This is a genomic window from Nostoc sp. (assembly GCF_036917775.1).
Taxonomy (GTDB): domain Bacteria; phylum Cyanobacteriota; class Cyanobacteriia; order Cyanobacteriales; family Nostocaceae; genus Nostoc.
This window is the reverse complement of sequence record NZ_JBALEQ010000162.1, coordinates 1-12,020: the sequence shown is the minus strand read 5'-3', so window position 1 is coordinate 12,020 and position 12,020 is coordinate 1. Positions and strand designations below refer to the sequence as shown.

Here is a 12,020-nt window from a genome sequence, read left to right as displayed (position 1 = left end):
ACATCTCACTTTCTTAATTTGGAATTGGTATTAAACTGGTTTGACTAAAGCTTCAACTATTGAATCGAATGAAATAAATTTAGAAAAGGTAGATAGCATCATGACAATGGTTTGTACTCCAATTGAAAAGTCTACTGATTTGCTACCTACCACTTCTAAAGCTAACAGCAAAGCAGGTTTAGCTCCTTTACTCTTAACTGTGGTGGAACTAGTACGGCAGCTGATGGAAGCACAAGTAATTCGGCGCATGGAACAAGACTGTCTCAGCGAATCTGAGTTAGAACAAGCAAGTGAGAGCTTACGAAAGTTAGAAGAACAAGTTTTGAACTTGTGTCATATTTTTGAGATTGAACCAGCAGACTTGAATATAAATTTAGGAGAGGTTGGTAATCTTTTGCCCTCACCCGGATCTTATTATCCAGGTCAGGTTGGGAATCAACCTTCTGTATTGGAACTACTAGACCGTCTTTTAAACACCGGAATTGTTGTAGACGGTGAAATAGATTTAGGTATAGTTCAACTCAATCTTATTCATGCTAAGTTGCGGTTAGTTTTAACTTCAAAACCGTCGTAATTACAACACAACTGGCGCACTAGAAGAAAAATAAAAGTTGTCAATAGTCAAATTAAGTTGAACTATTGACTATTGATAGCTTCATAGAGAAATCCACGACACTTGCATAAGCCCCCAACATTCCTTTAGTTTGAGTAGTTTTTAACATTATGAGTTCTGGTATTTATCTGTACGGTATTTTCCCCGATCCAATTCCAGCAACAGTTATTCTTCAAGGATTGGATTCTCAACCTGTACATAGTGAAATGATTGATGGATTTACATTCTTATATTCAGAAGCAAAACAGGAAAAATATTTGGCTTCTCGGCGAAATTTAATCAGCCATGAAAAGGTGCTAGAACAAGCTATGCACGCTGGATTTAGAACTTTACTGCCTTTGCGTTTTGGATTAGTTGTGAAAAATATGGAAACAGTAGTTACACAACTGCTTCAACCATATAAAGAGCAGTTACAAGAGCTATTTAAAAAATTAGCCGGACGACGAGAAGTCAGCGTTAAGATTTTTTGGGACTCCAAATCTGAATTACAAGCAATGATGGAGTCCGATCAGAGTCTAAAGCAGAAGCGAGAGCAAATGGAAGGAAAGGCATTAAGTATGGAGGAGGTGATTCATATTGGACAATTAATTGAAAGTAATTTAGCTAGCCGCAAAGAGGCCATAATTCAAGTGTTTTTTGATGAGCTAAAACCCTTGGCAGATGAAATTATTGAAGGTGATCCAATGACAGAAGAGATGATTTATAACGTTGCTTTTTTAATTCCTTGGGAAAACGAATCTATATTCAGCGAAAAAGTCGAAGCGATTGATAAAAAATTTGGCGATCGCTTACGTATTCGCTACAACAATTTTACTGCACCTTATACATTTGCTCAAATTTCTTCATAGGAGTCAATATTATGCTAGGTAAAATATTACTATTGCCACTCTTGGGCCCAATTAATGGACTTATGTGGATTGGAGAACAAATTCAAGAGCGTACTAATACTGAATTTGATGCTCAAGAAAATCTGCATAAACAATTATTAAGTCTGCAATTAGAATTTGATATGGGCGAAGTTTCTGAAGAGGAATTTGATGCTCAAGAAGAAGAGCTTCTCTTGAAAATTCAAGCTTTGGAATTAGAAGAAGAGTCTCTCCTAAATGCAGAGTCAGAAGAAGATGAATATTATCCAGTGCAATCTGAGTTTATAGATGTATCTGAAGAAGATGAACTTAACCAACAGCAAAGCATATTTGTAAAAGAATATGAAAGCAATGAGAATTTAGTTTTATCGCCATAATAAGTAGTGATCATGAACTACATACACCTGTAACAAATGAAAAACTAGAAGTTACAGGTTATAAATTAGCCTTTTAACCAGTATTGAGTACTAAGTTTCTGACTCCAAAAGTTGATTTATTTAATCCAAGCTAGTTAACTCAGAAAAATAAACAATTAATAACCCGCGAAAGCGGGTTAATCGTTTATTCTATCTTCTTATTCTAAACTAGTTTTTCGGGACTTCAGAGTTTAGTATTCAATGTCAAAAGCTTGGTAGTTTTGAGTTTCAAAGAAAATTTTTGGACGCGCGACCGGAGGAACTTGTACTTCTGACTCAGAACTACGTAAATGCTTAATATTTTTCTCTGTTGTATCTATCTGAACTTGGAGTGTAGAGAGACGTTGCTTAAGTAAAACTGTTCGCTGCTCAATAAAAGCCAATTCTTGCTTGATTCTTTGTTTTTCTGTTATCAATTTGTAAAGTTCCAATTGATTAGATGCCTCAGATTGATTGCGAGGCATTGTGCTAATTTTAGGTCTGATTATTCCTTGATTACGTACTTTTCTCATGGTATTTATCTGAATATTTGATAGTATTATAACTAAGATTTTAAGAATGTAAATAGTTTAATAAAATCCAGCACTTTTCTTATTTTTATGCCAAGATGATTGTTTTATATAGCATGGTTAAACAATGTTTAGGTTTTTAATTTTTACTTGGGTAAAATAATGCTATCGCAAAACTTATACACTTACGCATTTCTGAATACTCCTGATTTTCCTTTAGATTTGCCATCTGGCAATATTGGTGAATTATCCTTGATTAAGGGAAAGAATATCTCAGCTATTGTAGAACCTGAAATATCTTTAGAGTTAATCCAAAATAACGATGAGCAAGTCATCAAAATGGTTTTAGCCCACGATCGTGTTCTTTGCGAACTATATCGTCAGATCACAGTTTTACCTTTACGTTTTGGCACTTGTTTTACTTCCGAAAATACTTTACTCAACCATATAGATTCCCATGCTCAGGAATATCAAGATAAACTCAATAGCATTCAGGGAAAAAACGAATATACATTAAAGGCTATTCCCCATAAGTTTGAAGAGATTGCAACGCCATCTGGGAAAAATGGTAGAGATTATTTTTTGGCAAAAAAACAACATTATGAACATCAAAAAAGCTTTCTTGCTTCCCAAAATGATGAAAAAGATGAATTGATTAATTTAATTACACAAATCTATCAATCATCTGCGATCGTTCAACATCATGAAGAAGAAGTGCGGCTTCATATTTTAGTTGATCGCCATGATAAAGCTTTACTTTTAGAACAAGTGTCAACTTTGCGAGAAAAATGTCCTCATTGGAATTTAATCTTGGGAGAACCTCTTCCCCCTTATGACTTTATTTAATTAGTACCAACAACTTTACTTTTCCAAAGACTATTTAATTATGAACCACTACGATTCCTTACATCTAGTTATGTTTAGCGGCAAAGGTGGAGTTGGTAAAACTACCATTTCTTGCAGTTTTGCGCGTTATTGGGCAAGAAAGTTTCCAGAAGAAAAAATTCTGTTAATTTCTACAGATCCGGCACACTCTTTAGGTGATGTATTGCAATCAGAAGTTAAAGATATTGCTTTACCATTAACAGATTTGCCTAACTTGAGTGTTCAGGCACTGGATGCTCAAAAATTGTTGTTGGAATTTAAAGCCAAATATAGCCACTTTTTAGAAATATTGGTAGAGCGCGGCAGTTTAGCTGACGGAGGCGATTTAGCACCAGTATGGGATTTAAACTGGCCTGGTTTAAATGAATTAATGGGGTTGCTAGAAATTGAACGTTTGCTGGCTGACAAAGAAGTAGATCGTGTAGTTATAGACATGGCTCCTTCTGGCCATACCTTGAATTTATTAGGCTTAAAAGATTTTTTAGATGTTATTTTAAATTCCTTAGAATTGTTTCAAGAAAAACATCGGGTAATCACCAAAACTTTTTCAGGCAGTTATACGGCTGATGAAGTCGATAACTTCTTAGTGGACATGAAAAGCGAGTTAGCAGAAGGTAGACGTTTACTCCAAGATGAAAAATTTACGGGTTGTTTGGTAGTTGGTATTTCGGAACCAATGTGCTTTTTAGAAACTGAGCGCTTTTTAAAAAGTTTAGAACATTTAGAAGTTCCTTACGCCGGATTATTCATTAATCGAATTTTGCTAAATTCGGAGCTAGAACCAGACCGTTATGCCGAACAGCAAAATCTTCTCAATAAATACTTAAAACTTACCCCCAATCATCCTGTTTTTACCTTACCACAGCAGAGAGTAGAACCCTTGGGTGGGGTGGCATTAGATTCTCTAGCATCCCAAATTCAGCAAACTCAAAGTGTTGAACTTGCGCCAACACCAATTATTCAATGGCCTGCTAAAGTTTTACCTAGCTTCCATGATTTTCTTGATGAAGGATGCCAATTAATTATTGTTGGTGGTAAAGGAGGTGTCGGTAAAACGACGGTAGCAGCCGCTATAGCTTGGGCTTCTTCTCAACAACATCCAGATAAAAATATTCGGGTAATTTCTATAGATCCAGCCCATTCTTTAGGAGACGCTTTTGGAATAAATCTAGGGCATGAATCTATATCTTTAGCATCTAATTTAAGCGGGCAAGAAATTGATGCTAATCGGCTTTTAGAGCAATTCCGCGTAGATTATTTATGGGAATTAGCGGATATGATTAGTGGTGAAAGTTCAGAAACAGAGGCAACTATCAATGTTGCTTATGTCCCTGAGGCATGGCGGCAGATTATGTCTCAAGCTTTACCAGGCATTGATGAGATGCTAGCTCTAATTACTGTGATGGATTTATTGGACAGTAAACAGCAGGATTTAATTATTTTAGATACAGCACCAACAGGTCATCTTCTGCGATTTTTAGAAATGCCATCCGCTTTAGGTGATTGGTTATCTTGGATATTTAAATTGTGGATAAAATATCAAGATGTTTTGGGTAGAGTTGATTTTATTGGACGATTACGGCATTTACGCCAACAAGTTGTCCAAGCACAAAAAAAGTTGAAAAATCCACAGCACACTCAATTTATTGGGGTGATTCAGTCAGAAGTTGCAATTGTATCTGAACACATTCGTTTAACAGAGTCTCTAAAAAATATGGGGGTGGAACAGCGTTATGTAGTTCAGAATCGCTACAGCAAAGAAGTAGAAATTGATGGCAGTTTATTTCCCAAGCAAACTATGATTCGCTTACCTGGTTTACCACGTTCTGTGGAGCCTATAGCCAGGATTCAAGGAGCGGCAAATCTTTTATTTGAAGTTGGGGAATTAACTGTAAATAAAAGATAAATTGGGCGGAGCTAAAGTAGAAGTTTTGAGATTTTTGGAGTAATTTATGAGTGATTTATTCAAGGGATTCGAACAGTTAATTGAATTAGTGAAGACTTTAGAAGAAAAAGTAGATAAGGGAGAAATTAAGACAGATTTTCAGATTAACTCCCGTTCTGTGAGTAATATTCCTCGGTCTGGGAATATACCGCGTCCTAATAATATGCCTAATGATATTGGCACAAGTCGTATCCGTACCCAACCCTCTCCTAATTCTGATGCTGGGAATGGAGCTGCACCGGACATTGTTGTACCACCTGATGCCCCTTCTGGTAATGCCTTGAAAGATATCGGGGGGCTGAATGAGATTCTCAAAGAACTCAAAGAACTCATCGCTATTCCCTTAAAACGTCCTGACCTACTGGCTAAACTAGGTTTAGAACCAACTAGGGGTGTACTTTTAGTTGGCCCTCCTGGTACTGGAAAAACCCTGACTGCGCGTGCTTTAGCTGAAGAACTCGGCGTTAATTACATTGCTATTGTGGGGCCGGAAATCATCGGCAAATACTACGGTGAAGCCGAGCAAAGACTGCGCGGCATCTTTGAGAAAGCTGCTAAGAATGCTCCTTGTATTATCTTCATTGATGAAATTGATAGCCTCGCTCCAGACCGTAATTCTGTAGAAGGTGAAGTGGAAAAACGTGTTGTGGCTCAACTGTTGGGATTGATGGATGGTTTTTCTCACACTCAAGGTGTGATTGTTCTGGCTGCCACGAACCGCCCAGACCATCTTGACCCAGCTTTGCGTCGTCCTGGACGATTTGACCGGGAAGTCCAGTTTCGGATTCCAGATGGTAAAGGACGCAGAGATATTCTAGAAATTCTCACCCGTTCAATGCCTTTGGATGACACGGTTAATCTAGATGTCATCGCTGAAGGGGCTGTGGGATTTGTGGGAGCCGACTTGAAAGCTGTTTGTCAAAAAGCGGCTTATACAGCTTTGCGCCGTCAAATTCCTTCGATTGAGGGACAAATTCCCGAAAATATGTCGGTTAATCAAGCCGACTTTTTGCAAGGACTCAAAGAAATTAAACCGGCTGTGTTGCGGAGTGTGGAAGTGGAAGTTCCCCATATCGCCTGGGAAGATATTGGCGGTTTGGATAAGATTAAGGAAACTCTACGGGAATCAGTGGAAGGAGCGCTACTATATCCAGAACTTTACCTACAAACTAAAGCATTAGCGCCAAAGGGAATTTTACTATGGGGACCACCGGGGACAGGAAAAACTTTATTGGCTAAAGCTGTCGCTTCCCAAGCAAAAGCTAATTTTATCAGTGTCAACGGCCCGGAATTACTCACCCGTTGGGTAGGAGCCAGCGAACAGGCTGTGCGGGAATTATTTGCTAAGGCGCGTCAAGCGGAGCCTTGTGTAGTATTTATCGATGAAATTGATACTTTAGCGCCGGCACGCGGCAGTTACAATGGTGATTCAGGAGTTAGCGATCGCGTCGTCGGACAATTACTGACTGAGTTGGATGGTATAGAAGTGGGAAGCACTATCTTAGTGATTGGAGCGACAAATCGGCCCGATACCCTTGACCCAGCTTTGTTACGAGCTGGACGCTTGGATTTACAAATGAAGGTAGATTTACCAGATTTAGCTAGTCGCTTGGCAATTCTAAAAGTCCATAGTCAAGGACGACCCCTGGAAGATGTAGATTTAAATTATTGGGCAGAGATGAGCCAAGACTGGAATGGTGCAGATTTAACTTTACTGTGCAATCAAGCGGCGGTAGAAGCAATTCGTCGTTTTCGTTCTCAAGGATTGGCAGACCCTGCTCTGATTAGGATCACTACTGATGATTTTAACTATGCTTATCAAGTTCTTACACAACAGCGCTCGGATTAACTTTTTGGTAATCTGGCACTCAGGGTACAGAGTTTCATAGTTATGGATTAAAGGGTAAAGAGTCAGGGATGCTTATTTGCATCACTCCTGACTCTTTGATTTTCTTGGATAGGTTTTATTGATTTAGATTGAATAACTCGTTGGGGTCGATTGAGAAACTTTAACTGTTCAAACCAAAGCAGAGCGATCGCTCCACCCCCTAAACAAATTGCTAGATCGATGGGATGTAAAAAAGAAAAGCTAAACAATTGACGCAAGAACGGAACATACAGCACGAACGCCAGAAAGACCAGTCCCCCACCAACCACCCACCACAGAGCCTTAGAGCTTGTCATGTAACAACCTTGCCTCTTTTGAGCTAGAAATGCCTTCTCAGTAAGCTTTCTAGATAATAAATTGTAAAAGTTGTTTCTTGACAGGCTCTTATTGGGAGATTTCAGGATTTTTAGACTGAGGCGTGATGAAGAACTTTCGCTCAAAATTAGGAATAAATTTGCCAAAATCAACGCTGTAAACGTTAAAGCACGGGCATCAAGTTCGCCTTGTTTGCGATATAACGCCACCACAAAGATGGCGAGAACAATTACCAAAATTCCCACCCCTTGCAGCACTGCCAAACCCAAAGTTTTCCTACCAAATAATGGTTCTTTGGGGTGGCGAGGAGGACGCTGCATCACTGTTGCTTCTGCGGGTTTGGCTTCTAAAACGATGGAGCAAGCTGGATCAATAATCAAATGCAGAAAGGCAACGTGAACGGGAAGTAATACTAACGGCAGCTTAAACAACACTGGAATCAAAGACATACCAGCGATCGGGATGTGAATCGCTAGCAGATATGCCATTGCTTTACGGAGATTATCAAAAATTCGCCGTCCCAGTTTCACTGCTTGCACAATGGACGAAAAATCATCATCCAATAACACTAAGGCCGCCGACTCACGGGCAACATCTGTGCCTCGCTGTCCCATCGCAATCCCGATTTGGGCAGATTTGAGAGCCGGGGCATCATTCACACCATCCCCAGTCATGGCAACGACTTCACCCTTGGCTTTCAAAGCATTAACTAAGCGCAATTTTTGTTCGGGAACGGCTCGTGCAAAGATATTTGTACTTTGAATACGTTGTTCTAGTTCAGCGTCACTCATCAGATCCAATTCCGCTCCCGTCAGAATGGCTCCCATTTGCATCAATCCAATCTGACGAGCAATAGTTTGAGCCGTTCCGGGATAATCACCCGTAATCATGACTACTCGAATCCCGGCGGTATAACATTCTTGAATCGCCGCCGCAACGTTGGGACGCACTGGATCAGACAGTCCCACTAAGCCGATAAATTGAAAAGGAAAGTCATGTTGCTCATCGGGTAAATGATTAGGATTAAGGGACGGATGAGGCGGTAAAAATGGCGGTGGCGCATCAACAAGAGAGGCTTTGGCAACGCCTAACACACGCAATCCTTGATTTGCCATTTCACTGATTTGGGCTGCCATAATTTTCTGCTGTTGGGGCGTGAAATGACAGAGATCCGCGATCGCTTCGGGCGCTCCTTTCGCTGCAATTTCATACTGCTTACCATCGGCGGACTGCCAAACGTGAGACATTGCCAATAAATGCGGTGAGAGGGGATATTCTCGTAACAGTATCCAATCGTTATGCAGATGTTCAGTATGTGCCAGATAGCGATCGCCCAATTCCTTAAATGCTTTCTCCATTGGATCAAAGGGATCTCTCTGACTCGCCAGAATGGAAAACTCCACTAATTCATGAACTGTTTCGGGGAGAGACTCGTGTAAATGCAATTCCAAATTATATGGGTGAGGGTTTTCTGCATGGTTGTATGCAAATAGCTGTTGCACTGCCATCTGATTCAGCGTCAGCGTCCCGGTTTTATCCACACACAGAACCCTTGCCGAACCCAAGGTTTCCACGGCGGAAGCGCGACGAGCTAAGACGTGTTTCTGAGAAATTCGCCAAGCTCCCAAGGCTAAGAAAATCGTCACGACAACCGGAAATTCATTCGGCAAAATTGCCATCGCTAGGGTAATACCTGCGAGAAATCCTTTGAGCCAATCTCCTCGCGTGATTCCATAAATAACAATGATCGCTACACACAATAATAAAGCGATACCAAACAAACGGCTCACCAACCGAGTCATTTCTTGTTGTAGGGGAGTCGGTTCCGGTTTGACTTTTTGCAAAGCGTTGCCAATCTTGCCCATCTCTGTTTGAGCGCCCACGGCTTGGACTTGAGCAATTCCCTGTCCCTGAACTACCAAGGTTCCAGAATAGACAAAGGGCAACTCATCTCCCCCTGGACGTGCCATTTCCACGGTACCGGCGGCGGCAACTTTGCGAACGGGTAGGGATTCCCCGGTTAATAAAGATTCATCGGTTGAAAAATTTGTGCAAGATAGTACCATTGCATCCGCAGGTACGCGATCGCCTTCTGCCAAAACTAAGACATCTCCCCGAACGACTTCTCGCCCCGCAATTCGTTTTCGCTCTCCATCCCGAATTACCAAGGCGCGAGGACTGGAGAGATCGCGCAAGGCTTCTAGGGCGTGTTCGGTCTTACCTTCCTGGTAAAGGCTAATCCCGGTGATGAAGAAGACGAAACCCAGCAAAATCAGGGCTTCTTGTAGATCGCCTAAAATCCAATAGATGATACCCCCGCCGACTAGCAAGAGGAAGATCGGATCTTGAACGGTTTCCCAAGCGAACGATAAAATACTGCCAGAGCCAGCTGAGGGGAGTTCATTGTAGCCATCCTGTTTGAGCCGAGCGATCGCCTCTTGCTCAGATAAGCCATCCACGGTATTGAGATCGACGGTGGAAACCATAATCCCGCTTTTTCCTATGAAACATAAAAACAGAGCAATTCAACTTGATATTAAATACCAAATTTGAGGAAGTCGTGAGGTAAAATAAACGATGCAAAAGTTACCGACTGCTAACTCCATCTGTGGTTCGCCCGGTCATCTCAGTAGGATGGATACAGTAGAGTGCCATCTTCTCTGCACGACCCCAGGCATCAATCCAGGTTCGATTAATCGCGGGTGAAAGCGTTGGATTGTTGGTTTTGACAAATTGCATCACGCGATCAATGTCTTGCCCAAGAGTGATGTGTTCGGCAATACCTGTCACAGTAACGCTGCGCCAATGCTTGAGATTCTGGACATCTTCAACTTGCAAACAGACTTCAGGATTCGCATCCATATACTTGGTCTTCATCCCAACCGTAGTAAAGATGTAGATATTTGGCTCTTCAAAATAATAGCGCATAGGTACAACATAGGGATGTCCTTCAATAGCACAACCTAAGTGCCCATATCCTACTTTATGCAAGAGTTCATGTATCTCTTTTTTGCCCATTTCATCTATATCTAACATGGTCATTCTCCAGAATAAATTATTTAATTGATTAATCGAGTGACAAATGTCTTGTTAACATTTTCTGCTTAGTTTTATCGTTAGCATTGAGGGGAACGCAATCATCAAAAAATATACAGAACCAAATAAAATGAGTTCTTTGATAGTTTTTTAAAAACGGCAATACTAAAGTATGCTGCAAATAACTGCTTTTCAAGACTTAGTTCTTTATTTCTAGGGACTTGACCGAATGGCACTAAGTTGATCGCAAAGCCCTGATATAACAAGATTTTGAGTGTGGGGAGTGTGGGGGATAAGACTTCTTCCCCGTCCTCCCACACCCTGCCCTAACGTTAGCGTAGCGGGGCGTAGCCCGGTTTCAGCTTTTCAAGCGTGCCATTCGGGACTTGATCCAAAATCCGTTGAGCGATCGCAATCGCAGATGATGACTGTTGGCACATTAAACAGGCAATTCAGCTTTGGTGATAGCGATCGCTCTCTAAGTGATTACTGTTATCTACTAGAGAACACTAATTAGGTAGTCAAAGTAAGTGTTAACAACAGTTGCATCTTCCCCAGACAACATTGAGGTAGCGATGTTCTTCATAGCACGGACACTTTCGGCAACGCCATCAATTGGAGTACCGAGGGATTTGTACATTTGGCGAACACCAACGACTCCGATCTCCTCAATTGGCGTTGTATCTCCAGCAGCAACACTGTAAGTGATCAAGCGCAGGTAGTAATCCATATCCCGCAGACAAGTGGCAGTCATCTCTTTGCCGTAAGCATTGCCACCTGGAGAAACAAGGCTTGGACGCTTGTGGAACAGTTCCTTTCCAGCTTCTTTAATAATGCGATCGCGGCTTAAAGTTAAAGCTTGCACAAGGCGTAGACGGCGCTCACCATTGCTAATAAAGTTCTTGATCTGATCCAGTTCTCCAGGACTGAGATAGCGAACTTCGGCATCTGCATTCACAATCATCTTCGTGATAATACTCATTAACAAACTCCTGAAATTAAATTACGTGTATATGAAACGGTTAAATTATTGACAGCTTGAACTAAAAAAGAGCAGCTTGGACAATTTATCATCCTCAATTGCTTCTCTTTTAGAGATTTGAGTCCGTGTCTCGATAGAGCTTAAGCTTTTTTTCTAAAGCAGCTTTTTATGTCATAGTTAATATTCCAGATTTTATGAAGGTCAAAAATTACTCAGTTGTGTAGATGAAGCATTAATCTTTTTCTACAAGATGGGCAAACAATACTTTGTTAAGAGGTTTATTTTCTACACCATGACATAGTGTTGTTTGATTTATCGGGTTATTTGTTTGATTACAATATAAAAATTAAGAAAAATTTCAGAGATGAAGTACTTTCTTTGTAGAGCAATGAATTTTAAAGAGCGTATTATATCAAACTAATGAGATTTTATGGGATAATTACTTAGGAAAATTACGTTGACCAAATTAGTGACTGGAGTTTAGACTAAGCCATGCAAAATGACCCAGCAGGGCTGAGTTAATCAGAGACTTAGCAAAAGTATGAATAATCTTAGGTATTAAACA

The 12,020-nt window shown here is 40.6% G+C and carries 10 protein-coding genes; 6 read left to right on the top strand and 4 right to left on the bottom strand.

Annotated elements, in window-relative coordinates:
* Positions 1–106 precede the first annotated feature (106 nt).
* From V7K69_RS32655 to V7K69_RS32645, 3 genes are all read left to right on the top strand, one after another.
* Complete coding sequence (locus V7K69_RS32655; RefSeq protein ID WP_335042492.1) at positions 107–574, top strand: gas vesicle protein K; 468 nt, start codon at positions 107–109, stop codon at positions 572–574.
* A 149-nt stretch (positions 575–723) separates the two neighbouring features.
* Positions 724–1,461 (top strand): GvpL/GvpF family gas vesicle protein, encoded by a 738-nt coding sequence (locus V7K69_RS32650; RefSeq protein ID WP_335042416.1) that lies wholly within the window; start codon positions 724–726, stop codon positions 1,459–1,461.
* Positions 1,462–1,472: 11 nt separating this feature from the next.
* Entirely contained in the window at positions 1,473–1,856 is a 384-nt protein-coding gene (locus tag V7K69_RS32645) for a gas vesicle protein GvpG (RefSeq protein WP_335042413.1), read from the top strand.
* Positions 1,857–2,086: 230 nt separating this feature from the next.
* Here the strand turns inward: V7K69_RS32645 and V7K69_RS32640 are convergent, their stop codons facing one another.
* Complete coding sequence (locus tag V7K69_RS32640) at positions 2,087–2,407, bottom strand: gas vesicle protein (RefSeq protein WP_335042410.1); 321 nt, start codon at positions 2,405–2,407, stop codon at positions 2,087–2,089.
* 159 nt (positions 2,408–2,566) lie between these two features.
* Here V7K69_RS32640 and V7K69_RS32635 point away from each other — a divergent pair, with 159 nt between their 5' ends.
* The 3 genes from V7K69_RS32635 to V7K69_RS32625 are packed head-to-tail and all read left to right on the top strand — an operon-like array spanning position 2,567 to position 7,083.
* A complete protein-coding gene (locus tag V7K69_RS32635) occupies positions 2,567–3,250 on the top strand; it encodes a GvpL/GvpF family gas vesicle protein (protein ID WP_335042408.1) in 684 nt (227 codons plus the stop codon).
* Positions 3,251–3,290: 40 nt separating this feature from the next.
* A complete protein-coding gene (locus V7K69_RS32630; RefSeq protein WP_335042406.1) occupies positions 3,291–5,195 on the top strand; it encodes an ArsA family ATPase in 1,905 nt (634 codons plus the stop codon).
* Positions 5,196–5,241: 46 nt separating this feature from the next.
* Positions 5,242–7,083 carry an AAA family ATPase gene (locus V7K69_RS32625; RefSeq protein WP_335042404.1) on the top strand — a complete coding sequence of 614 codons (1,842 nt, stop codon included), beginning with the start codon at positions 5,242–5,244 and terminating at the stop codon, positions 7,081–7,083.
* 62 nt (positions 7,084–7,145) lie between these two features.
* On the opposite strand, the gene V7K69_RS32620 is transcribed toward V7K69_RS32625, so the two are convergent.
* The 3 genes from V7K69_RS32620 to V7K69_RS32610 form a co-directional block, all read right to left on the bottom strand.
* Positions 7,146–9,923, bottom strand: a complete 2,778-nt coding sequence (locus tag V7K69_RS32620; RefSeq protein ID WP_335042402.1) for a cation-translocating P-type ATPase — start codon at positions 9,921–9,923, stop codon at positions 7,146–7,148.
* A 100-nt stretch (positions 9,924–10,023) separates the two neighbouring features.
* Positions 10,024–10,473: a pyridoxamine 5'-phosphate oxidase family protein gene (locus V7K69_RS32615; RefSeq protein ID WP_335042400.1), complete on the bottom strand. Its 450-nt coding sequence runs from the start codon at positions 10,471–10,473 to the stop codon at positions 10,024–10,026.
* Between the two features lie 499 nt (positions 10,474–10,972).
* Positions 10,973–11,455 (bottom strand): allophycocyanin, encoded by a 483-nt coding sequence (locus V7K69_RS32610; RefSeq protein WP_335042398.1) that lies wholly within the window; start codon positions 11,453–11,455, stop codon positions 10,973–10,975.
* Between the last annotated feature and the right edge of the window lie 565 nt (positions 11,456–12,020).